The sequence below is a fragment of the Pseudorhodobacter sp. E13 genome (assembly GCF_003991405.1).
Classification (GTDB): Bacteria; Pseudomonadota; Alphaproteobacteria; order Rhodobacterales; family Rhodobacteraceae; genus Pseudorhodobacter.
This window is the reverse complement of record NZ_RPEN01000151.1, coordinates 1-22,009: the sequence shown is the minus strand read 5'-3', so window position 1 is coordinate 22,009 and position 22,009 is coordinate 1. Positions and strand designations below refer to the sequence as shown.

The 22,009-nt window shown below is 59.6% G+C and carries 20 protein-coding genes; 15 read left to right on the top strand and 5 right to left on the bottom strand.

All coding sequences use genetic code 11. The features are described from left to right. Positions 1–84 precede the first annotated feature (84 nt). The 5 genes from EGN72_RS06555 (at position 85) to EGN72_RS06535 (ending at position 4,906) form a co-directional block, all read left to right on the top strand. Positions 85–639 carry a CIA30 family protein gene (locus EGN72_RS06555; RefSeq protein ID WP_127045862.1) on the top strand — a complete coding sequence of 185 codons (555 nt, stop codon included), beginning with the start codon at positions 85–87 and terminating at the stop codon, positions 637–639. Between the two features lie 186 nt (positions 640–825). Beyond that, positions 826–1,830, top strand: coding sequence for a TAXI family TRAP transporter solute-binding subunit (locus EGN72_RS06550; protein ID WP_127045861.1), 1,005 nt, complete (start codon positions 826–828; stop codon positions 1,828–1,830). A 54-nt stretch (positions 1,831–1,884) separates the two neighbouring features. Continuing rightward, positions 1,885–3,945, top strand: a complete 2,061-nt coding sequence (locus EGN72_RS06545) for a TRAP transporter fused permease subunit (RefSeq protein ID WP_233587053.1) — start codon at positions 1,885–1,887, stop codon at positions 3,943–3,945. A gap of 116 nt (positions 3,946–4,061) precedes the next feature. Continuing rightward, positions 4,062–4,475: a cytochrome c gene (locus EGN72_RS06540; RefSeq protein WP_233587052.1), complete on the top strand. Its 414-nt coding sequence runs from the start codon at positions 4,062–4,064 to the stop codon at positions 4,473–4,475. Between the two features lie 5 nt (positions 4,476–4,480). Then, positions 4,481–4,906, top strand: coding sequence for a phasin family protein (locus EGN72_RS06535; protein WP_127045860.1), 426 nt, complete (start codon positions 4,481–4,483; stop codon positions 4,904–4,906). 555 nt (positions 4,907–5,461) lie between these two features. Here EGN72_RS06535 and EGN72_RS06530 read toward each other — a convergent pair. Next, on the bottom strand, positions 5,462–6,493 hold the full coding sequence (locus EGN72_RS06530) for a GSU2403 family nucleotidyltransferase fold protein (RefSeq protein WP_127045859.1): 1,032 nt from the start codon (positions 6,491–6,493) through the stop codon (positions 5,462–5,464). A 372-nt stretch (positions 6,494–6,865) separates the two neighbouring features. Continuing rightward, positions 6,866–7,264, bottom strand: coding sequence for a helix-turn-helix transcriptional regulator (locus EGN72_RS06525; protein WP_127045858.1), 399 nt, complete (start codon positions 7,262–7,264; stop codon positions 6,866–6,868). A gap of 675 nt (positions 7,265–7,939) precedes the next feature. Between EGN72_RS06525 and EGN72_RS06520 the strand changes: the two genes are divergently transcribed. The 7 genes from EGN72_RS06520 (at position 7,940) to EGN72_RS06490 (ending at position 14,308) form a co-directional block, all read left to right on the top strand. Further along, positions 7,940–9,436, top strand: coding sequence for a UbiD family decarboxylase (locus tag EGN72_RS06520; RefSeq protein ID WP_127045966.1), 1,497 nt, complete (start codon positions 7,940–7,942; stop codon positions 9,434–9,436). Continuing rightward, positions 9,433–10,008, top strand: coding sequence for a UbiX family flavin prenyltransferase (locus EGN72_RS06515; protein WP_127045857.1), 576 nt, complete (start codon positions 9,433–9,435; stop codon positions 10,006–10,008). Before EGN72_RS06520 ends, EGN72_RS06515 begins: the two co-directional genes overlap by 4 nt. Further along, the gene (ric, locus tag EGN72_RS06510) at positions 10,005–10,676 is read left to right on the top strand and encodes an iron-sulfur cluster repair di-iron protein (RefSeq protein ID WP_199743714.1); all 672 of its coding nucleotides are present in this window, start codon (positions 10,005–10,007) and stop codon (positions 10,674–10,676) included. The genes EGN72_RS06515 and ric overlap by 4 nt, the downstream gene beginning before the upstream one ends. Then, positions 10,606–11,814 carry an NnrS family protein gene (locus tag EGN72_RS06505; protein ID WP_127045855.1) on the top strand — a complete coding sequence of 403 codons (1,209 nt, stop codon included), beginning with the start codon at positions 10,606–10,608 and terminating at the stop codon, positions 11,812–11,814. Before ric ends, EGN72_RS06505 begins: the two co-directional genes overlap by 71 nt. 67 nt (positions 11,815–11,881) lie before the next feature. Beyond that, positions 11,882–12,424: an SCP2 domain-containing protein gene (locus EGN72_RS06500; RefSeq protein ID WP_127045854.1), complete on the top strand. Its 543-nt coding sequence runs from the start codon at positions 11,882–11,884 to the stop codon at positions 12,422–12,424. Continuing rightward, a complete protein-coding gene (locus EGN72_RS06495; protein WP_127045853.1) occupies positions 12,424–13,401 on the top strand; it encodes a peptidase U32 family protein in 978 nt (325 codons plus the stop codon). The genes EGN72_RS06500 and EGN72_RS06495 overlap by 1 nt, the downstream gene beginning before the upstream one ends. A gap of 4 nt (positions 13,402–13,405) precedes the next feature. Further along, complete coding sequence (locus tag EGN72_RS06490) at positions 13,406–14,308, top strand: U32 family peptidase (protein WP_127045852.1); 903 nt, start codon at positions 13,406–13,408, stop codon at positions 14,306–14,308. Positions 14,309–14,354: 46 nt separating this feature from the next. Here the strand turns inward: EGN72_RS06490 and EGN72_RS06485 are convergent, their stop codons facing one another. Together EGN72_RS06485 and EGN72_RS06480 are read right to left on the bottom strand one after the other, a co-directional pair. Then, positions 14,355–15,500: an alkane 1-monooxygenase gene (locus tag EGN72_RS06485; RefSeq protein ID WP_127045851.1), complete on the bottom strand. Its 1,146-nt coding sequence runs from the start codon at positions 15,498–15,500 to the stop codon at positions 14,355–14,357. Further along, entirely contained in the window at positions 15,490–16,920 is a 1,431-nt protein-coding gene (locus tag EGN72_RS06480) for a cytochrome P450 (protein ID WP_127045850.1), read from the bottom strand. The genes EGN72_RS06485 and EGN72_RS06480 overlap by 11 nt, the downstream gene beginning before the upstream one ends. 181 nt (positions 16,921–17,101) lie before the next feature. Here EGN72_RS06480 and EGN72_RS06475 point away from each other — a divergent pair, with 181 nt between their 5' ends. Then, positions 17,102–17,782, top strand: a complete 681-nt coding sequence (locus EGN72_RS06475) for a Crp/Fnr family transcriptional regulator (protein WP_127045849.1) — start codon at positions 17,102–17,104, stop codon at positions 17,780–17,782. Between the two features lie 417 nt (positions 17,783–18,199). Here the strand turns inward: EGN72_RS06475 and EGN72_RS06470 are convergent, their stop codons facing one another. After that, positions 18,200–19,591 carry an IS1182 family transposase gene (locus tag EGN72_RS06470; RefSeq protein ID WP_127045848.1) on the bottom strand — a complete coding sequence of 464 codons (1,392 nt, stop codon included), beginning with the start codon at positions 19,589–19,591 and terminating at the stop codon, positions 18,200–18,202. Positions 19,592–19,783: 192 nt separating this feature from the next. Between EGN72_RS06470 and EGN72_RS06465 the strand changes: the two genes are divergently transcribed. Continuing rightward, entirely contained in the window at positions 19,784–21,214 is a 1,431-nt protein-coding gene (locus EGN72_RS06465; protein ID WP_199743713.1) for an amidase, read from the top strand. Positions 21,215–21,569: 355 nt separating this feature from the next. Next, positions 21,570–21,917 carry an HNH endonuclease gene (locus tag EGN72_RS06460; RefSeq protein WP_158623150.1) on the top strand — a complete coding sequence of 116 codons (348 nt, stop codon included), beginning with the start codon at positions 21,570–21,572 and terminating at the stop codon, positions 21,915–21,917. Positions 21,918–22,009: the final 92 nt, after the last annotated feature.

Sequence of the window (22,009 nt, the reverse complement as noted above, 5' to 3'; positions counted from 1 at the left end):
GCGGGCCGCGCTTGCGGCATATTGCCCGCTTGGGTTGTTTGTGCCGCGCGCCCCCCCACCTGCATGTAGAACAAGGAGAACGCCATGCGCTTTGTAAACCTGCGTCGGGTGGCGCTTGCGGTTGCCCTGATCTGCCCCACCGTCAGCTTTGCCGAGGACGCCATGATTGATCTGCCTGTCAATGACCCCAGCCGCTGGGATTATTTCAGCGATCAGGTCATGGGGGGTGTTTCCCAAGGTCGGGTGACATTTGAAACAGAGCAGGGCCAGCCTATTCTGCATCTGTCCGGGCGGGTCAGCACCGCCAATAACGGTGGGTTCATTCAGGCCCGCGCCAAGCTGGAGGCCCCGCTGCCAGAAACGGCGCAAGGCATCATCTTGACGGTGCGCGGCAACGGCCAACCCTATTACCTGCATATCCGAACGAAATGGACCGTGCTGCCCTGGCAATTGTTTCAGGCCAAGTTTGACACCGCGCAGACCTGGCAAGAGATACGCGTGCCCTTTTCGGCCTTTGCGCCCTATGGCGGGCTGTTGCGCCAATCGTTCAAGGTTTCCGATGTGCGCAGCGTGGCCGTTGTCGCCTTTGGCCGGGACCATGATGCCGATCTTTCTGTGCGCGCCATCGGGGTTTACTGACGCGCGGCGCAGCCTGCCCCCTGTGCCGGGCTATGGCAGTGGCCCCCCGGTCTGGCCCGAATTGTTTTCAGAACACGTTGATCTGCGATTGTAAAAGCGCTGCGCCTGCACCACAAATGCACAAGGCGTGACCTTCGCATAACCATGCGACAACGATAACGAGACTGAAATCAAAGGGAGATCAGGATGTTCAATCTGATAAAAACGGCTGCAATCGCGGCGATTGTGTCGACCAGCCTTGTTGGCGGTGCGACGGCACAGGAACTGAAATTCTTTACCATTGGCACAGGCGGCACGGCTGCAACCTATTACCCCGTTGGCGGCGTTATCGCCAACGCCATTTCCAACCCGCCCGGATCGCGCCCCTGTGACGAAGGCGGAAGCTGCGGCGTCCCCGGCCTGATCGCCTCGGCAGTGTCGTCGCGCGGGTCTGTGGATAACGTGAACGCAATTGTGTCGGGGCTGCGTAACTCGGGCTTTGCGCAATCGGATGTTGCCTATTGGGCCTATACCGGCACCGGCACGATGGAAGGCCAGCCACCGGCCTCTGACCTGCGCGCCATTGCAGCCCTGTTCCCCGAACATATTCACCTTGTGGCACTGGCCGATAGCGGCATCAACTCGGTCGCTGATCTGGCAGGCAAGCGCGTCAGCTTGGATGAGCCGGGTTCGGGCACCTTTGTCGATGCCAACCTGATCCTTGAAGCCAACGGCCTGACCGAAGGCAGCTTCACCGCTGAAGCACTCAAGCCGGATGCATCGGGCGATGCGCTGCGCAACGGCCAGATTGATGCGTTCTTCTTCGTGGGTGGTTTCCCGACCGGGGCGATTGTGGAACTGGCCTCGGCCGTGAAAATCAAACTGGTGCCAATTGATGGCGCGGGTGCCGAGGCGCTGACCTCCAAATACGGGTTCTTCTCGGCCTCTGACATTCCGGAAGGCGCTTACGAAGGCGTTCCGGCCACCCCCACCGTCGCCGTTGGCGCGCAGTGGATCACCTCTGCCAAAGAGGATGAGGCGCTGATCTATGACATCACCAAAGCGCTGTGGAACGAAAAGACCCGCGTCTTGCTGGATGTTGGCCATGCGAAAGGCAAGTCGATCACTGCCGAAACCGCGCTGGATGGCATCGGCATCCCGCTGCACCCCGGTGCCGAGCGTTTCTATAAAGAAGCCGGTTTGCTGAAGTAACAGCCCCGTCACACGTCCAAAGGCCCGCCGGAGTTTTCCGGCGGGTCGTCCTTTATGGTAATGCGAGACATCGAGATGGCCGAAGCAAAACTCAGCGCCGCAGAGCTTGCCGAGATTGAACGCAAGTTCGACCCGGAATCCGCCTTTCGCGCGACAGGCAAGCGCATGGGGCTGGTGATCACGGCAGGGCTTGTCGCGATGTCGGTCTATCATTTCTATGCCTCGGGCTTTGCGCTGATTCAGGAACTGACGCATCGCGGCATTCACCTGTCCTTTGTGCTGGGCCTTGTGTTCTTGCTGTTTTCATGGCGCAAATCGTTGTCGACGGATGTCGCGCCCTCTGCTTGGTATCGTTTTGACGGGGTGCCCTATTTTGATATCGCGCTGGCGATCCTGGGTGTCGGCGCGGCGATGTATCTGCCGCTGCTGCCGTCTGCGGCGCTGGCGATGCGGGTCGGAAACCCATCGCCCACCGATGTGTTCATGGGCTCGGCGCTGCTGCTGCTGACGCTGGAGGCATCGCGTCGCTCAGTCGGGATCACCCTGCCGCTGATCGGCATCGGCTTCATCGCGTTCGCCTTGTTCGGCCCCTTCATGCCCGGCGCGCTGAAGCATGGCGGCGCAAGTTGGTCCGGGCTGGTCAATCACCTCTATATGACCAATCAGGGCATTTACGGCATCGCAATCGGAGTGATGGCGAAATACGTCTTTCTGTTCATCCTGTTCGGTGTTCTGGCAACCCGCATCGGCTTGGGCCAATTGTTCATTGATCTGGCGATGGTTCTGGCGGGGCGCTATGCGGGCGGTCCGGCCAAAGTGGCGATTTTCTCCTCTGCTTTCATGGGCACGATTTCGGGGTCATCCATTGCCAACACGGTGACCACCGGCGCGCTGACCATTCCGGCGATGAAACGGGTCGGTTATTCCGGTCGGTTCGCGGCGGCGGTGGAGGCGACATCGTCGACAGGGGGCCAGATCACCCCGCCGATCCTTGGGGCTGCGGCCTTCATCATGGTGGAATATCTGGAACTGCCCCTGCGCGATATTCTGGCGGCGGCACTGTTCCCGGCCCTGCTGCATTACTTCGGCATTTTCATCATGGTCCATCTGGAGGCCAAGCGCCTTGGCCTGCGCGGATTGCGCGCGGATGAAATGCCCAAGGCCAAACAGGTGCTGCGGCAAAACTGGATGTCGATCATTCCCTTGGCTATTCTGGTCTATTTCATCCTGTCGGGGCGCACACCGGATTTCGCCGCAGTTTACGGCATCATCGCCTGCGTGGTGATCGGCTTTCTGAACCCGCTGAACCGGTTGACGATTGCTGATCTGATCACTGCCCTTGCCAATGGCGCGCGCAACACGATTGCGGTGGGGGCTGCGGCGGCCACGGTGGGCATTGTGGTCGGCGTGGTTACGCTGACCGGGGTGGGGTTCCGCTTGGGCTATGTCGTGGTGCAAACGGCCACCGATATCGGCACCATGCTGTCGACCTTCGGCCCCTTGGCCTATTTCACCGTGACACAATGGGCGCTCTTCGTATCTTTGATACTCATCGCTTTTTCCTGCATCATCATGGGGGCGGGCATCCCCACAACAGCAACCTATATCATCCTTGTTGCGGTTGCGGCCCCGGCCTTGGCACAACTGGGTGTGCAGCCCTTGGTGTCGCATTTCTTTGTGTTCTACTACGGGGTGCTGGCCGATATCACGCCGCCCGTGGCCCTTGCGGCTTATGCCGCTGCGGGGATCGCCGGGTCAAACCCGTTCCAAACCGGGAACACTGCGTTCCGGCTGGGGATCGCCAAGGCGCTGGTGCCGTTTGTGTTCGTCTATTCGCCTGCCTTGCTGTTGGTCGCCGATGGTTTCACTTGGCCTGCCTTCTTTGTCACCTTGTTGGGGGCCATGCTGGGCATCGCCTCTATCGGGGCAGCGTTTTCCGGCTATATCTTTACCACCATGACCAAGACAGAGCGGTGGTATGTGGGCCTCGTGGGCCTGTTGTTCGTCGCGCCCGGTCTGACAACGATGGCCATCGCCGTCGCTGCGATAGCACCGGTGCTTTTGCTGCAATGGCAACGCTCGAAGCGCAGCGCCATAACGCAAGGGGCGAAATAGGCGCGGGACCCCGGCTTGCCGTCACCACATTCGGCGCTTGCGTGCATTGATTTCGATCATGGCGCGGGCACAGGATTGCGCGCAGACTGACGCATAGCCAACACAAAAGGGAAACCATGAACGCCTCCATCTCATTTTCGCTCTGTCTTGGAACGGCTTTCGCGGCGCTTGTGGCGTGCAGCGATGTATCCATGCCAGACCGGTCAGAGGGGCGGGCGTTTTTCAGTCAGAACTGCACCTCCTGCCATGGAGCAGACGGGGCCGGTGATGGCCCGCTGGCCGCTGGCCTGTCAAAAGCCCCGCCGGATCTGACCGCGCTCAGCCGTCGCAACGGCGGAACCTTCCCGGCCACGCGGGCGCTTGCCTATATCTGGGGCGACCCCAAGGAAAGCCATCTTGCGCGCGTGATGCCCCAGTTCGCCGGCGCAATGTCCGAGGATCTTGTGCCGGTAGAGCTTGACGGCGTGCTGACCCCGACACCAAGGGCGCTGGCCGGTTTGCTTGTCTATCTTGAGGCGATCCAGAAATAAGCGGGATGCCAGATCAGCCCTTCGGGCAGAGGGGTGAAGGCGGCCCTGCAATCGGCAAAATCGGGAAAGGAAAGACTATGACAAAACCATCCAAAACGCAGGCAGCGGAAAACCATTCCACGACACCCGGCCTCTCCCTGCTCAATCCAGTGATGGACGCGCAGATGAAAGCTTTCTCCGCCTGGGGTGCGGGGATGCTGCAATTCTTCACCACTCGCCTTGCGCAAGACCTCGAGGCGCAAAAAGCCATGCTCGCCTGCAAGAGCCTGCCGGATATTCAAAAAGTCCAAACCGCCTATGTCACGCAGGCGATTGCGGACTATCAGGCGCAGATGCAGCGCAGCATGGATGTGTGGTCAGATGGCGCGAAAAATCCGATGGGTGACATGTTCCAACCGTCAAAGCGCGCCTATGACGACGTGCCGCTGTAAATCGCGCACCTTTGTGGCGAACCCGCCGCCGGCTCTGCTTTGCGAACTGCGTTTACCCTGTTCACACCGCGCCTGACGCCGGCAAATCTGTGCCGAACGGCTATGGCGCGCGCAGGGTCTCTGGACGGATCACTCTGCATAGCCAATGCAAACGCTGACCACGAGGCACCAGCCCGCCCCACGCAGGTCATCGGCGCCCCGATAACGCCGCGGCGCAACATTTTTGGAGCATTGAAGCCGCAGGCAAGCGGTCGGTTCCCGGTTTGGCACTGCTTACCGCATCTGCACCACCTCTCTGCACGGGTAGAGGCGGCACGACGCGTGAAGCATCAAAAAAGATTGCCAATATCAAAGAGTTAGGATGGTGCTGTGAGAGAGGATTGAACTCTCGACTGTATTAATGAAATCAATGGGTTACGAGTATCTTTGTAGCACTGTATTGAGCGTGATTTTGTAGCAAAGCGGGCCGATCTTATTCGTCCCTTATCGATGGTAAATGGCATTCTGGCAAGTGTGTGACTTTGTGTAAATCAGTCCGCGAACTCATGCTGTCTCTCAGGGAAGGGCTTGAAGTTTTCCTGCGGTGTCTGGAAGTTTGCTTAACGCGCGTTCGATCGCTTCGCGCCATGCCGCTCCCTTTGAGATCGCCGTTTGATAGGCCTCGGCAAGGGCGTAGGGGTCCTCTTCACTCAGCACATTTATGAGGAATCCAGCTTGCGCCCGATCTTTGCGAGCTTTCAGGCCGTCATCGCCTTTCCTGCGCCGTTCTGATACTATTAGCTTGTGGATCGCATAACGTTCCGGACGTGGTATTTGTATCAAGGCGCCGTCCCGATAGAGAAGTGGCACCGTCAGTGGCTCTGCTATCAGGTAGTTTAGAAAGTGGAGCGACTGGGCGGAAACGCCGAGTGCAGGCAAGTCACGCAGGCCTTCGTCATCCTTGAAAGATGGTGTCAAGAATTCCACCATAGTTTGGCGGTGGGTCTGCCGCCAGCGCCAAACTCTACGCTGGTCAAGGGACGGCGCTGCCGAGAAATCCAGGCTTTTGAAAACATCGGCCAGGGCGGGGTCTACCTGATCTTGGAGCGCAAGTGATAAGCGTTCGAAACTTGCAATGTCGATGTCATTTGTCTGCGCTGCCTGATCTGCGCCAATGCGCACTCCGAGAACACCTTCATATTGCCGAAATGCCTGCGTCCCGACGACGGTTCCACCAAGCCTAAAGACGCCTGCTCGCGACATTGCCATGAGAATCTGGCCGGTCGCGAGGTCCGGTGTTAAATAACCCTCGCTGCGCATCAGGCGGATGAGACGTGCAGCCTCTGATTTTTGGTCGCGTGCGCTGGACTGCAAGGTTTCGTGACGTTCAAGGCGATGGCGCAGGTCGTCATTGTCCTCACCAATATACCGCTCGATGATCTGATCTCCGAGACGATAGCGGTCATACCAGTATCCTCGGTTGTCGCGTTGGCGCAGCGTAGGTTTGCCTCGGATGTCAGAGATCGCAGTCTCTTTCAGAAGACGCAACAGGTCCTGCCAAGCGGATTGCCCGGTGAGCGTATGATGTTTAATTGAGGCTTGAGGCATGGCTTACCACACAAAGTATCTTTCGTGTGGTATAGCCTATAAGAACTGCGCTTGCCACACAAAAAATATATTGTGTGGCAAGCCCGTGTCCATACCTTGCGTTTCTGCCATCTTGCCGACGTCCCTTCCGAGGGAAAAAGATAGCAATTCCATATTCCCCGGTCCTCAGGAACTAAACATTGGTTCCCTATTTTTGATCCGATGAAACCACAGGGTCCAGCATCTCTCTAAGTGCCTTAACGCGTTTGGGTGTAATGCGCGGGTCACGACCGCCACTGATGACTCGGATGAACTCAATCCAAGCCTTCTCGTTTTCGGTCAGTTGGTCCCATGGTCCCGCTGGGGCCGTGGGTAAAGCGAAAATGGGTTCGCTCATTTGTTGAAAATCCCTCTAAGTGCAGCGCGCGACCGAGCCGTAAGGCGGGGGTCGGTGTTGTCTGATGCATCACGCAGTTCATCCAGCCAACCGCGTTCATTTTCGGTTGCAGGCGTGCCGAAAATGTCGGTGATTGCTTTCGCAGCCGTCGCACCGACGGATTGGTCAAGAGCAAGGCGCATCAGGTATGCGGGGTCCACCTCCAAAGCTTTGGCCAAGGACGGAACACGGTCCAGTGGCACCTTGTTCTTTCCGTTCTTGAGGAAGGTCATCATGTTGGCGTTGGCGAAACCCGCCTCGGATGCAATCTCTGCCTGTGTTTTGCGATGTGACAGGTCGCGGATGCGGTCTGTGATAATTTTTGCGGTCGCGGTGTTTTGGCATGGGTTCGTCATGTTTTTCTCATGTGGTTGGTTACATGACTTATTTTACCGCGTTGCATCAGAACGGTCGGGTGGGAGTTTTCGTGGTCGCTTGGGACATGCGAAGTCCTAGGAAAAATGTGACCTAGTGATGGGAATGCTGCCGGTGTCGGCAGGTCGGGGGCGGCTCAACCCTCCGCCTTTGGGGCATAACAAAGAGCGTGGCGGACGTGTGTCGTCGGTTTGCGCAACCAATACCGTGTTGAACGTTGCGCGATACAGCGGTCCAAACAAGGGCGGAAACCCGACATTCGCCGCAGATGCTAGGGGGAGTAATGTCGGGTGTGAAGCAGTCGTTCATGTCAGGAGCCAGTTAGTTGAATCTTGGGCGGAAATCTGTTCAACACTGCGAAACTTTCTTGCTGCAAGTAGCTTCTCACGGAATAGTTTTTGTTAGCGTCTTCTCGAAACGGTCAAACTCGAGAAATTGATGGGACCCGCTTTTGAGCCCACTCGTCGTCAGTTTTTGCACACCATCTAAACTCACCGATAAAATCATCCGACCATGTTTAAGTAAGAAACCTCGCCGACAAGGTAGCTTCTCTGGCACTGTCCTTTCATGTCCAAATTTGCCGTCCGATTGATTTTCGTCAAATCCATTGCGTTTCAAGGCTGATAGCAGAACGGTATTAATCCATGAGGCCCAAAATTCGGACACTGCCCGCCTTTCTTGACCTGCGCGCCTTTCTGGCCTGGGCCTCCGAGCGGGGGGATGTGCTGTGCCTGCCCGACAAGATCAGCCTGAAACATGAAATGACCGCGCTGCAATTGGCCTCTTTGCGTGCCAATGGGCCGGTTTTGCGCTTTGATGCCGCTGTGGCCGGGCCGGGCGAAGGGCCTTTGATGCCCGTGATCGGCAATCTGTTCGGCACGGCTGATCGGGTTGCGGCCGGGCTTGGGCTGACACTGGATCAGGTGCCGGCCTTTGGCGGCTTCCTTGCCGCCTTGCGCAGCCCGCCCCCGGTGGACGGTATGCGCGACGCCTTGTCGCGCTGGCCGATGCTGAAGGCGGCCTTGGCGACACGGCCAAGACGCTTGCGCCATGCCCCGGTGCAAGAGGTGGCGGCTCCCATCGACATGGGCCGCATCCCAGTGCAAACCCCTTGGCCAGAAGATGCAGGCCCGTTGATTACCTGGCCGGTTGTTATCACGCGGCCCTATGGTTCGGCACCCGATGCCGTGGCGCAGTATAACCTGGGCGTTTACCGCGCGCAGGTGATCGGGCTGGACAGGTTGATCCTGCGGTGGTTGGCGCATCGCGGCGGCGCAGCCCACGCCCGCAGCTGGGCACAAGCGAGCGCGCCGATGCCGGTTGCCATTGCCCTTGGCGCAGACCCGGCCACCTTGCTGGCCGCAGCGCTGCCCTTGCCGGAATCCGTTTCAGAACTGGCGTTTTCCGGCGTGTTGCGGGGGGCGCGCACCCAGCTTGTGGCCGCCCGCAGCGTGCCGCTGCTGGTGCCTGCCCATGCCGAGATTATGATCGAGGGTTGGGTGCATCCCGGTGACACCGCCCCCGAAGGCCCGTTTGGCGACCATACCGGCTATTACAACACGGTCGAAAACTTCCCTGTGATGCGGATCTCCGCAATCACCCATCGCCGCGATCCTTTGTATCTGAGCACGGTCACGGGCCGCCCCCCGGATGAACCTTCGGTAATTGGCGAGGTGTTCAACACGCTGGCCCTGCCGGTGATCCGCGCGCAAATCCCCGAAATCCGCGATCTGTGGTTGCCGCCTGTCGCCTGTTCCTACCGGATGGCCGTTGTGCAGATTGCCAAGCGTTATCCGGGGCAGGCGCGGCGCGTAATGATGGCGCTTTGGGGAATGTTGGCGCAGTTTTCCTATACCAAGACCATTATCGTGGTGGATGAAGACATCAACCCGCGCGATTGGGACGGTGTGGTCTGGGCCATGGCCACGCGGATGGACCCGTCGCGCGATGTCATGGTTCTGGAAAACACCCCGATGGACTATCTGGATTTCTCCAGCCCGCGTGATGGGTTGGCGGGCAAGCTGGGCATTGATGCCACCAACAAGATCGGGTCGGAAACCAGCCGCGAATGGGGGCGGGTGATGGCCCTTGACCCGGCGCATGAGGCGCGAGCTGCCGAAATCATGGCGCGGCATCCGGGGGGTGCGCGATGACGAAGCGGGTGATCTTGGGCGTTTCGGGGGCGTCAGGTGCGGCCTTGGCGCTGGCGGCGGCGCGGGTTCTGCGCGATGCGGGTGTTGCTGTTGATCTGGTGCTGTCGCCCATGGCCGAACGCACCCTGACGCTGGAAATCGGGCCCGGGGCGCAGGCCGATCTGGTGGCATTGGTCGAGAATGTCTACGCCGTCACCGATCTTGGCGCGACCATTGCATCAGGCTCTTACCCTGTGGCGGGGATGATTGTGGCCCCTTGTTCCATGCGCAGCCTTGCCGCCATTGCCACTGGGCTGGATGACAATCTTCTGACCCGCGCCGCAGGCGTGCAGCTAAAAGAACGCCGCCCGCTGGTTTTGCTGGCACGCGAGGCACCGCTGACGCTGGCACATCTACGCAACATGACGGCGGTGACGGAAATGGGGGGCATCATCCTGCCCCCGGTGCCTGCCTTCTATCTGCGCCCGCAAACCACCCAAGAGATCACCACCCAGATTGCCGCGCGTGCGGTCGATCTGTTGCACCTTGCCCCGCCCCAAGCCAAGGCCTGGGCCTCTTCGATCGGAGAATGACCATGATGACTATGACCTTGGACACCCAAGTTCGCGATATTGCCGCCGAAATGCCCGGAGCGGCCGAACTGTTCCGCCAAGCCGGTATCAGCTTTTGTTGTGGCGGCAAACTGCCCTTGGCCGAGGCGGCAAAGGCGCAAGGGCTGGACCCCGACGCTGTGCTGGCGCAGCTTTTCGCGCTGCAAGAGGCCGCGAACCGCGACGCCCCGACCGAGACTTTGGCGCTGATCGACCATGTGTTGGATCGCTATCACGAAACCCATCGCCGCGAGCTGGAAAGCCTGATCCCCTTGGCCCAAAGGGTTGAAACCGTGCATGGCGACCACGAGGAGGCCCCGTTGGGGCTAACGGCGGCGCTGATTGCCCTGCATGATGAGTTGGACAGCCATATGATGAAGGAAGAGCGTGTCCTGTTCCCCTTGATGCGGGCTGGTAATACCGCCGCATTGGCTGCACCACTGGCGGTGATGCGCGACGATCATCACGCCGCCACCGACCTGTTGCGCGGGATTGAACATGCCAGCCATGGATTGACCCTGCCCGAAGAGGCCTGTGGGTCGTGGACCGCGCTGTATACCGGCCTGCGCAAATTGGGGGATGATCTTGTTGCGCATATCCATCTGGAGGAAACTGTGTTGTTCCCGCGCTTTGAACCGCAAAGCGCCTAGGCCCGCCGCCGCCCATAAGCCGTTGTTCTTGGCTATGGGGGTCTGGGCAATGCTCGTGCCTTGGGTCTGGATCTGGCCGGAGTTGGTGCCGGACCCTGCCTTTTGGCACGCGCATGAGCTGATCTTTGGCGTGGCAGTCGCGGCGCTGGGCGGCTATTTGCTGATCGCCTTGCCAAGCTGGACGGGGCCGAACCATCGCCACCGGATCGGGTATCCGTCACTGGCCCTTTTGCTTTTGGCTTGGGGCCTTGGACGTGCCGCGATACTGTCGGGCGCGCAAGGGTTGGGTCTATGGGGCAGCGTTGTGCTTTACCCGCTGGGATTGGCCGCGCTGATGCTGCCGCCGCTGTGGCGCGCGCGCGTTTGGCGCAAACTGCCTTTGGCTGCGGTGCCTGTGGCTTTGGCCGTGGCAGATGTGGTCTGGTTGGCAACACAAGGCGGGAATGGTCACCCCATCGGGCTGGCGCTGGTTCTGGGCTTTGCCCTGCTGCTATCCGTGGTTGGCGGGCGTGCATTGCCCGCGTTTTTCAACAGCCGCTTTGCGGCGGGCGGCCAACCGGTGTTGCAATTGCGTGCCATCGGGGTGCTGGCCAGCGGGGCCATTGCCCTGTCACTTGGCGCGGTGATCGCGCAGCGGGCTGATCTGGCGGGGGCTGCGTTGCTGTTGGCTGGGGCATTGCAAGGTCTGCGCATGATGGTCTGGGCGCGCTGGGGCGTGATCGCCCAGTTTGACCTGTTGATGCTCTATCTGGCCTGGGGTTGGCTTGTCCTTGGATTGTTGCTGCTGGGGCGTGCGCTGTGGTTGGGGGATGCTGGCACACCAGCGACGATGCTGCATGGTCTGACCCTGGGTGCGATGGGTGCCATGATCATGGCTGTCACCGCCCGCGCCTTCATGACCCGCGCGCCGGGGCGGCTGCTTGCCAGCCCTGCCCATGCTGCCGCAATCGCACTGATCTCAATCGCGGCGGTGTTGCGATTGGCGTTCCCCACCGCCGAGGCAATGGGGCTGACGGGGCTGCACTGGTCGGTTATGGCGTGGAGCCTTGGTTGGGCCTGCTACCTTCTGCCGCTACTGCGCGGTTTGGCGCAGCCATCGCCGCACCCGGTTCTGGGGGCTAAGCGGCTATCGGCTTGACGGGCGTCAATTCCTTTCGGCTTCGGCTTTGCTAGACGGGGCGCAAGACCCGAGCAAAGGACACCCCATGCAGCCCGCGCCTTTGGCGATCAGAACAGCCCCGCCGCTTTTGGCCATTGCCCTGCGCCCTTTGCCCCTGCCGCTGCTTTCGGCCGCGCTGACGGCCCTGACCCGCAGCGTGGCGGCGCGGCACCCCTCGCTGTTTCGCAGGCTTGGCCCCTATTCAACCGCGCGTTTCGTCTTGGACCCGACCGATCTGCCTTTCGTGATCTGCCTGCTGCCAGATGCTGCCAAGCCGCAAGTCGCCCTGCATCGCCGCGCACAACAGGGCGATACCAAAATCGCCGGGCCCTTGGCGGCCTTGCTGGGGCTGGTGCATGGGGCCTTTGACGGCGATGCGCTGTTCTTTTCGCGCGATCTGGTGATCGAAGGCAATACAGAGGCGGCGCTGGCGCTGCGCAATGCAATTGATGATGCCGAGTTGGACATCGGGGCAGAGCTGCAAGCGCTGTCCGGCCCCTTTGCAGGGGTGATGGGGCAGGCCATTTCCGTGGCGCAGGCCCGCACAGGGTTGTGCCTGACCCGGCCAGACCAAGGAGAGTGGATCTGATGGAAATTGTTTGCCCAGCGGGAACCCCCGCGTCTTTGCGGGCCGCGGTCAAGGCCGGGGCGCATACGATCTATTGCGGCTTTGCCGATGAAACCAATGCGCGCAACTTTCCGGGCCTGAATTTTGACCGGGCGGAAATGCGGGACGGCATCGCCTTTGCCCATCGGCACGGTGCAAAAGTGCTGATCGCCATTAACACCTTTCCCCGTGCAGGCGCCGAAGCCATCTGGCACAGCGCCATTTCAGACGCCGCCACCTTGGAGGCCGATGCGGTGATTCTGGCCGATCTGGGCTTGCTGGACCATGCCGCCCAAAAGCACCCCGGCCTGCGGCGGCACCTGTCGGTGCAGGCGGCTGCGGCCAATGCCGATATGATCAACTTTTACGCTGCGACATTTGGGGTCAAACGGGTGGTTTTACCGCGGGTGCTTTCGGTGCCCGAAATCGCCGCGATCAATGCCGAAACCAAGGTGGAGACAGAGGTGTTCGTGTTCGGCGGCCTGTGTGTCATGGCCGAGGGGCGGTGTTCGCTGTCGTCCTATGCCACCGGAAAATCGCCCAATATGTACGGCGTCTGTTCGCCTCCCAGCCATGTCGATTACCGCGAGGAAGCCGGAGAGTTGAAGGCGCGTCTGGGTGGCTATCTGATCCACAGCGCCGCAAAGGGGGAGCCCGCGCCCTATCCAACCCTGTGCAAGGGCTGTTTTACCGCAGGCGATCAAAGCGGCTATTTGTTCGAAGACCCGGTCAGCCTGAACGCCGAACAGCTTATCCCGCAACTGCAAAAAGCCGGGGTGACGGCGCTGAAGATTGAGGGGCGGCAACGCTCTGCCTCTTATGTGGCACAGGTGGTGCAGAATTTCCGCGCCGCCGTTGATGCCCTTGCCGCCGGGCGCCCGATGCCTGCGGGACTTTTGGCGCGGTTGTCGGAGGGACAGGCCAGCACCACCGGTGCCTACAAGAAAACATGGAGGTGAACCTATGAAACTGACCGTTGGCCCCAACCAGTTCTTTTGGAAAGCCGATGCCTGGGCTGCGTTTTATGACGGGGTTGCCAAGGCCCCGGTGGATCACGTCAGCCTGGGCGAGATGGTGTGTTCCAAACGCATGCCATTCTATCAGGACCGGATTGCCGACGCGCTCGCGGTGCTGCAAGCGGCGGGCAAGACGGTCGCGCTTAGCAGTCTGGCGCTGGTCACGCTGAAGCGCGAACGCAAGATGACGGCAGAGCTGGCCGAAATGGGCGTAGAGATCGAGGTGAATGACCTGACAGCGTTGGCGCATCTTCCGGCAGGCACCCCGTTTAGCGTTGGGCCTTTGGTCAATGTGTATAATGAAAGCACCCTGCGCTGGCTTGCCGGGCGCGGGGCTGTGCGGCTGTGTTTGCCGCCGGAACTGCCGCTGGACCCGATTGCCACCTTGGCCGCCACCGCGAGAGAACTGGGGGTGGAAATAGAGGTCTGGGGCTATGGCCGCGTGCCGCTGGCGATTTCGGGGCGCTGCTATCACGCCCGCCTGCATGCGCGCCCCAAGGATAACTGCCAATTCGCCTGCGAGGATGATCCCGATGGCCTGTCAATCGCGACCCGCGAAGGCCAGCCGTTTCTGGCGATGAACGGCGTGCAAACCTTGGCAGACTCCTATGCCTGCATGGCATTGCAGGCCGACGCCTTGGCGCAAGCAGGGGTCACAACGCTGCGCCTGTCGCCGCATACGGGCGATTTCGGGCAGGTTTGCCTGCTGTTCCGCGATCTGCTGGATGGGCGGATTGCCGGGGCCGAAGTGGCCGCCGCCCTGACGGCACAAACCCCAAGGCCGCGCCTGTCGGATGGGTTTGTGCGCGGCGCGCGCGGGGCCGATTGGTCGGGGGCGGTTGTTGCCTGAACTTCTCCCCTTTGCCCCGGCTTTGGGGCAAAGGGGAATGAACAGCCTAGCCAGCACCTTTGGGGGCAGGATTTGTGGCGTTTTTATAGGCTGCCCAATCGGTAATGTCGGGGTAGAACTGCTTGCGCCAGGCACGGACCCTGGGGTTGAACATGCGCCGCCACAGCGGAGGCACCATCGCCAGCGCGGTCATCGGCGGATAGCTGGTTGGCAGTTGCGGCACTTGCGTCGCATCATAAATCTGTAACAGCGGAAAGCGCCGCATCGGGTGCAGGTGATGATCGGCATGGCGTTGCAGGTTGCTCAACAGCGCCCCCGAAACCCGATGCGCCGAATCCCAGGAATGATGCGGCTGCACCGGCTCATATTCACCGCCCCCCAGATGGCGGCGGGTCAGGCCATAATGTTCAACATAGTTGGTTAGCTCCAACTGCCAGACAGCGATAAAGGCCTGAAACGCAAACAGGCCAACAGCCTGCCATCCACCGATGGCCCAAGCCAAAGCCAGAAACCCCAGTTGCAGTGCTGCATATTTCCAGATCGGGTTGGAGCCATGCCAGGGGCTGCGCCCGGCCCGCGCCAGCTTTGCCCGCTCGGCCCGCCACGCAGACGTAGGGCCGGTTGCCAGAATCCGCAGAAAAGCGTGCAAGAACCCTTCGTTATAGCGGGCCGTCACGGTGTCTCGCGGTGTGCCGACATGGGGGTGATGCACCAGCAGATGTTCGGTGCGGAAATGGCCATACAGCACAGGAGCCAACAGCAAATCGGCCAGATTGCGTTCAAACTTCTGCGGTTTGTGCATCAGTTCGTGGGCATAAACGATGCCCACGGTGCCGGTTGTCACCCCGATGCCAAACATGATCGCAAGGTTCTCTGCCGCGCCATAGGTGCCGATCCGGGTCAGATACCAAAGCGTGCCGAACACCAGAACAAACTGAACCGGGAACCATATCCATGTCAGCAGGCGGAACCAGAAGAGCGCCGCCTCGGGGGTGTTCGGGTCGGGGTTGCGCAGATTGCGCCCCAGAACAGTATCGAGCAGCGGCATCAACACCCAACCATAGGCCGGGATCAACAGCACGGCCCAACCGCCCTGCGTCACCGCCAAATAGACCAGCGGCACAAAGGTGATCGTTATCCAATAGGGCCAGGCCCGCAAAGGCTGGGCGGGGGGTGAGGTATTAGCTGTCATGCGGTCTTTCCTGTTGCACGCGGGGGGTCAGTTTCAGATGAATGCCATCCTTGGCCCGCAGAGTGAGCTGTGCCACCGGCACGGGCACGCGGTCCGGGACTGGTTCAAACCGGAAGGCGCGCACCAGCATCGACAGCAACAAAGTGCCCTCGGCCATTGCAAAGGCCGAGCCGGGACAAACCCGCGCCCCTGCTGAAAACGGAATATAGGCATCGCGTTGGCTTTGCTTGCCTTCGGCTGTGTCAAAGCGGGTCGGGTCAAACCCATCCGGGTTGGCCCAAAGCCGTTCATGCCGATGTAGATGCCAAGGGCTAAGGATGACCTGCGCACCGCGCCGAATTGGGCGGGCGCGAAATACCTCGGGCCGGGCCGCCTCGCGCACATACATCGGCACAGGCGGATACAGCCGCAAGGTTTCGCGAAACACCGCACGGGACTGGCGCAGCTTTGAAAGGGCGGAGAAATAGATGCGGTCGGGGTCAATCTCGGCGCGGGCCTCATCGGCCACGCTCTCTTGCCAGTCAGGATACAGCGCCAGCAGATAGAGCGCCCAGGACAGTGCCGCCGCCGATGTTTCATGCCCGGCCAGAAAGAAGATCGCCACCTGATCCACCATTTCATCGCGGGTGAAGCGCTTGCCGGTTTCGGGATCGGGCGTGGTCATGATTTTGGTCGCCAGATCATCTGGGGCGGTGCCTGTCGCAATCTGCGCCGCGCGCTGGCCCACAAGTTTCGCCATCAGATCGCGGATAAGGCGCGCGGTCTGGCGGGTCTTGCGCGAATGGAATCGCGGAACCCAGCGCGGAAATGGCAAAACAGCGGCGATATTGGCAAGCGGTTGCGCCTGCTGATGCGCGCGAAAGGCGGCAAAGGCGGCACTCGCAATTTCATTTTCAATCGGCACCGAAAACAAGGTGCGGAAAATGACATCCATCGCCAGATGGCTGGCTATTGCCTCAACCTCGACCGCACGGCCATCTGCCACGGGCAGCAACCGGGCAACGGCGGCGGTTGCACTGTCCCACATCGCGGGAAAGATGAAGCGCAGGCGCCCGCCTTCAAACGCGGGGTCAATGATGCGGCGCTGCCGTGCCCAAAGCGCGCCATTGCTGATAAAGATCGACTCCCCCAGCAAGGGTTTTAACCCCACCCGCAAGCGTTCGGATTTCGGGAAATCCAGCGGGCGCTGTTTCAGCACCAGATCGACCAACGCAGGGTCATTGCACAGATATGACCGAAAGAACGGCGTGCGCATTTCGGCCATCCAGGCGCGGAACAAATGCCGGGGCTGCGCCGACAGAATATCGTGCCGGAACATTCGGAAATAGGCCAGCACGCCCACGCGCCCTTCGCGCCCTTTGGGTTTTGGCGGTAAGGCCGACACGCGGTAGGGGCATGACGTCGCGGCATTGTCTTGCATCGGGCGCTTGGCTTTTCGGCTAGGGGGCGGGTTTTGCAAGAATGATTTGCGCGGTGCGCAAAGTCATTGACGGTCGTCAAGACAACCTGTTCGTCGCTGGCTGATACTATGGGTCGCAGCCTTGCCGCGTGGCGCAGCTTTGTGTGCTGTCGTATACATCCCTATCGGAAAGGGCCCGCCCATGCGTGATTACAGCGACCTGAAACATCCCTGTGGCAACTGCGGTTTCCGCGATCAAAGTGTTTGGCAACCGGTGAGCGGGGCTGCCTTGCCGATGCTCACCCGCGGATTTGACCGATTGCCACTTTCCAGCGGACAAGTATTGTTTGAGCAGGGCGAAGAGAATTCCGGGATTTATTGCGTATCCAAAGGTTTGATCGGTATTCGGAGCCGCCAAGGTGACGGTAAGTCGACGCTGTTGCGGCTTGCCTATCCGGGGGAGGTTATTGGCTTTCGGTCCTTCATGGCGGGGCAGCCCCATCAAACAGAGGCGCAAGCGCTGGTGCCGTCGCGGGTTTGCATGGTGCCGCGCCACACGGTCCGGCAGATCATGGACCGCACGCCCGAATTGCTTGGCCGCTTGGCAGATCGCTGCCTTCAGGAAATCGACCGCAGCCACGCCCATATCATTGCCGCTGCAACCCGGTCCAACACCGAAAGGCTGTCTGACTTGCTGGAACGCCTGATGCAGATCCATGGAGAGCAGAGCGCAGAGGGCAGGCGGATGACGCTGCCAATCTCACGCATCGACCTTGCCGATTTGCTGGGCATCAGGCCCGAAACCTTGTCGCGCGTCGTCGCCCGATTGGTCAGCGATGGCCCCTACACGATAAGCGGGCGCGAGGTCTTGATAAAGGCGTGAGGCCGGCCAATCCTGCGGAATCGTTTCAGGCGGTCGTGCTCTTAGCAAGGGGTGTTGGTTTTCACGCAAAACCGAGCCGATGGGGACGCGGACAAAAACTTTGAGTGTTTTCACGCATAAGGCCGAGGCTTTTATGGTATTCGATTGGGCTTCGACCACCAATGGACATCTTGATGCGCGGTTCGTTATACCAGCAAGAATGCTGCAAGACGCATGAATGTCCGCAATTGCGGGCCGCACCGCAGCATCAGGAACGCGGGTCAAACGGCAGGTTTGGGCCGTCCTTGCTTCTACAGCGTATCGAGAAGTGGCAGATGCTGCGCCGCATCCGAGGTCCGGTTTGAGCCTATTCTGTTGAAAAACTCGATGTGTCAGCCGGGCTGGCATGGCCTCTTCATCGGGCGCGCGTTCTCTCGATTATGCTGGTCGGGCGGCTGGTGGTGTCGGGAGGAGCTTTGCGAGCTTCCTGAGGTTCTGGGCGGTGGCGGCGAGGTGGAATTCATCATGTGCGCCGTATGGTCCGCGCAATCGAAGTCGGTTCAGGCCAAGGATCCGCTTCAGGTGAGCAAACAGCATCTCGACCTTCTTACGGAGCTTGCAGGAGATTGCGTATTGCTTCGTTTGAGCTATCGCGCGAGCCACATCGCGGGATGGCTCGTAAATCGACCTTGTCACTTTGCGTGAAGGTTCTTTCGGACAGCAGCGTGGTTTCAAGGCACAACCATCACAATTGCCCTTGCTGGCTCTGTAACGGAGCATGCCATCTTCATCGGGTTTCGTCTCTCTGGGCGTTGTAAATACCCGGCGGCTTTGCTTCAGCTCTTTGCCGCCCGGACAGGTGTAAATATCCTCCACGGCATCATAAGCGAACTCGGCGCGCTCGAATGTGCCGTCCTTGCGCGCTGATTTGTCGATCACCGGAATATGCGGCGCGATCCCGCGCTTCTGAACCAGCCAGTCGAGCATCTCGCCCTTACCATAGGCTGTGTCCGCGATCAGGCGTTCTGGCTTTATGCCAAACGTATCGTTCACCCGGTCGATCATCGTCCGCACCGATCCAACCTCGGCCTGACGGATCGAACGTGTGGCCTCCACATCGAGGATCACGCCGTTATCGGTGTCGATCAAATAATTGGTGGAATAGGCAAAATAGGCAGGGCCGCCCCTTGCCCCGGTCCATTGCGACGCCGGATCGGAATGTGAGGTGAACTTTGGCTCGACCGGGCTGGCCGCCCCAAAAGCCGCATCATCGAGGGTGGCAAGATACTCCCGGACGGCCCGAGGCGCGTCCTCGGGATTGATGCTCGTAGGATGCCAATCCGTCTGTGGTGTTGAGTTCTGGCGGTTAGCATCGACCTGGATCAGGCTAGCATCTGCCGCCAAACGCTGGCCGCTCGCCAGCCCTTCAGCGATGCAGCGTGCGACGACCGCCTCGAACAAATGCCGTAGAAGATCGCTGTCGCGGAAACGGCCGTGCCGGTTTTTTGAAAAGGTCGAGTGGTCGGGAACTTGCTTGTTCAGATCCAGGCGACAAAACCAGCGATACGCGAGATTGAGATGGACCTCTTCGCAAAGCCGCCGCTCGGACCGGATCCCCATAATATAGCCGACAAGAAGCATCCTGATCATCAGTTCCGGATCGATCGATGGCCGTCCCGTCGAGCTGTAGAAGGGTGCGAGGTGCTGACGCAGGCCGGCGAGATCAACAAACCTCTCGACCGAGCGAAGGATGTGATCTGGCGGGACATGCCCTTCGATCGAGAACTCGTAGAACAGCGCACCTTGCGCCTCTTGCCGCGGTCCCATCATCGCCGTTCACCTCCGCTAATCCTACCGAAAGTGAATCAGCGATTAAAAAGCCAATCAAGCAGAGTTTTTCAACAGAATAAGCCCCTTGCGGACGTTCATATTCGGGGCTGCAGTTCATCCACTTCTCGCTTATACCGACCGAAAGAAGGTGGAGAAATCCATGGCTCTGGCCCAGACAAGGGACTTGATCGGTTGTCAAAGAACACGCCATTAAATCTGAACCTGCTTGAGTTGGCTCACGCAGTCACACAGCGTCAGTGGACCGCTCGCGAGATTGCAGAAGCATCGCTTTCTCGGATCGAGGACCTTGATCACAGCTTGCATGCCTTTTGCACATTGGATGATACGGCCTTAGAGCAGGCCGATGAAACCGACCGTCGCCTTTCCGCCTGTTTACCCGTGGGACCACTGGCGGGCGTTCCGGTTGCCGTGAAAGACCTGATTTGCACCCGAGGTATGAGAACAACTTTTGGATCACGCCTTTATGCGGATTTTGTTCCTGAGCAGGATGACATAGTTGTCGAACGCCTGAGGAAAGCTGGTGCGACAATCATCGGAAAAACAAACACGTCTGAATTCGGCTATGGTGGCGTTGGTCACAATCATGTTTTCCCCACAACTCGCAATCCCTGGAATGTAGCACTGACGCCAGGGGGGTCGAGCGCCGGTTCGGCGGTTGCTGTTTCCACTGGCATGGTTCCATTGGCCCTGGGCAGCGATGGCGGTGGTTCGATACGCATCCCGGCATCACTTTGCGGCGTCTTCGGCATGAAACCATCGTGGGGACGTGTGCCGTTATATCCAAGCTGCCGCGACCCACGTTTCCCCGGACAATCCGGTTGGGAGAGCCTGGAACACATCGGCCCCATGACCCGAAACGCAGCCGATGCAGCTCTCGCGTTTTCCGCGATATCTGGTCCCTCGGCCTACGACCGTCATTCTGTTCCGTCGGAGAGTGGTGACTGGGTTCTGGGTGGCTTGGACACAATGGTAAACGTCCGCATCGCCTATTCGGGCGACCTCGGGTTTGCGATTGTGGATTCGGAAGTGCGCTCTGTTTTTGAGCGGGCGATCGAGCGCCTGAGGACGACAATCGGCCATGTCGAGTGTGCTTATCCTGCCGTTGGAAATACTGAAGGATTGCTCGATACGCTTGTTGCGCTTGAGACGGATCGGGCTGGTCTGAAAGCCATGACTGCGGAACAGGGTATCGAGTTGGATGGCTGGATCGGAAGCATCTTGGAACGAACCTGGACCGGCGACCAGTTCACAGCCGCCATCATGGAACGCAAGCGCATCGCAAACCTCACTGCGGCCTTCATGCGCGATTTTGATTTTCTGTTGACCCCCACAACCGCAAGCGCCGCCTTTCCGATTGATACCTACGGCCCTGACAAGATCGCAGGGCAGATGGTGTCACCGTCGTCATGGGTTCCGTTCTCCGCGCTCGCCAACTTCACCGGGTTGCCTGCCGCCTCGGTGCCGATTGGGTTTTCCCAGGATGGCCGACCGATTGGACTGCAGATCATGGGACGCCACCTGGACGACAAGGGCGTCCTTAGTCTTAGCGCCATTGTAGAGAAGCTTTTTCCGCAAAGCGGTTGGTCAACGCCATCGGTCTGACCCAGAATAGCTACCGTGATTGATCAGGGCAGAATGCCGATATCAGTCGCAAAGTCTGCAAAAATCTGAACGGCGGCTACGTCCACTGAGCAGACCTTGGCTCCGCCAAAATGCTGCGCGAACGATCAATGTCCGTTTCGGGGAAGCTGCATCGCGGCGACGCGACACAGAGTCAATGGCCGGTAAGGGCCGTTTTCACATATTGGCGGGGAAGAAACTAGATTTGTCTTCTGGCCATCCATCGCGGTTAACTTGGCCGATTTGAATATTCTCGAAATATGTCCATCCCAACAAACAAAACAGCCCTATCGTCCTAAGAGCTCAGTATATGCTTGATACTTGTCGGAGACGAAACATGCTGACCCAAAAACGCCTGCGCGCTGTTCTGAAGTATGACCCCAAAACGGGAATTTTCACTTGGACGCGAGATCCCAAGAAAGGAACAGTCGCAGGGACGCTTCACGATGATCGAGGGTTTCTGAAAGTCAGCATCGATGGTCGGCGCTATCTCATGCACCGGCTGGCATGGTTGTGGATGACAGGCGCGATGCCGGAAACAAATATCAAGCATATCGATGGGGACCGTAGAAACAACCGCTGGTGCAACCTGCGATCAAGCGATCGGATGCAAAAGTCGGGCTATCGTGGTCCTCAGCGGCGTGAAACAAACTTAGATGGCGTTTGGGCTGTTGATTGCCACTGAGAATTGACCCGGCATTGTCACCGAGAACTGACCCACCCAGTGGTTATGTTCTGCGTGTCATGATGGCGTCAATGCTGGTGTTTCCTTCCGTT

What these genes read in the sequence shown, in the direction of transcription:
- EGN72_RS06490 (WP_127045852.1), top strand. Translation starts at nt 13,406, where the DNA reads ATGAAACTGACCGTTGGCCCCAACCAGTTCTTTTGGAAAGCCGATGCC.
- EGN72_RS06480 (WP_127045850.1), bottom strand. Translation starts at nt 16,920, where the DNA reads ATGCAAGACAATGCCGCGACGTCATGCCCCTACCGCGTGTCGGCCTTA.
- EGN72_RS06540 (WP_233587052.1), top strand. Translation starts at nt 4,062, where the DNA reads ATGAACGCCTCCATCTCATTTTCGCTCTGTCTTGGAACGGCTTTCGCG.
- EGN72_RS06550 (WP_127045861.1), top strand. Translation starts at nt 826, where the DNA reads ATGTTCAATCTGATAAAAACGGCTGCAATCGCGGCGATTGTGTCGACC.
- EGN72_RS06525 (WP_127045858.1), bottom strand. Translation starts at nt 7,264, where the DNA reads ATGACGAACCCATGCCAAAACACCGCGACCGCAAAAATTATCACAGAC.
- EGN72_RS06475 (WP_127045849.1), top strand. Translation starts at nt 17,102, where the DNA reads ATGCGTGATTACAGCGACCTGAAACATCCCTGTGGCAACTGCGGTTTC.
- EGN72_RS06515 (WP_127045857.1), top strand. Translation starts at nt 9,433, where the DNA reads ATGACGAAGCGGGTGATCTTGGGCGTTTCGGGGGCGTCAGGTGCGGCC.
- EGN72_RS06495 (WP_127045853.1), top strand. Translation starts at nt 12,424, where the DNA reads ATGGAAATTGTTTGCCCAGCGGGAACCCCCGCGTCTTTGCGGGCCGCG.
- EGN72_RS06545 (WP_233587053.1), top strand. Translation starts at nt 1,885, where the DNA reads ATGGTAATGCGAGACATCGAGATGGCCGAAGCAAAACTCAGCGCCGCA.
- EGN72_RS06555 (WP_127045862.1), top strand. Translation starts at nt 85, where the DNA reads ATGCGCTTTGTAAACCTGCGTCGGGTGGCGCTTGCGGTTGCCCTGATC.
- EGN72_RS06535 (WP_127045860.1), top strand. Translation starts at nt 4,481, where the DNA reads ATGCCAGATCAGCCCTTCGGGCAGAGGGGTGAAGGCGGCCCTGCAATC.
- EGN72_RS06530 (WP_127045859.1), bottom strand. Translation starts at nt 6,493, where the DNA reads ATGCCTCAAGCCTCAATTAAACATCATACGCTCACCGGGCAATCCGCT.
- EGN72_RS06470 (WP_127045848.1), bottom strand. Translation starts at nt 19,591, where the DNA reads ATGATGGGACCGCGGCAAGAGGCGCAAGGTGCGCTGTTCTACGAGTTC.
- EGN72_RS06485 (WP_127045851.1), bottom strand. Translation starts at nt 15,500, where the DNA reads ATGACAGCTAATACCTCACCCCCCGCCCAGCCTTTGCGGGCCTGGCCC.
- EGN72_RS06500 (WP_127045854.1), top strand. Translation starts at nt 11,882, where the DNA reads ATGCAGCCCGCGCCTTTGGCGATCAGAACAGCCCCGCCGCTTTTGGCC.
- EGN72_RS06460 (WP_158623150.1), top strand. Translation starts at nt 21,570, where the DNA reads ATGCTGACCCAAAAACGCCTGCGCGCTGTTCTGAAGTATGACCCCAAA.
- ric (WP_199743714.1), top strand. Translation starts at nt 10,005, where the DNA reads ATGACCATGATGACTATGACCTTGGACACCCAAGTTCGCGATATTGCC.
- EGN72_RS06505 (WP_127045855.1), top strand. Translation starts at nt 10,606, where the DNA reads ATGATCTTGTTGCGCATATCCATCTGGAGGAAACTGTGTTGTTCCCGC.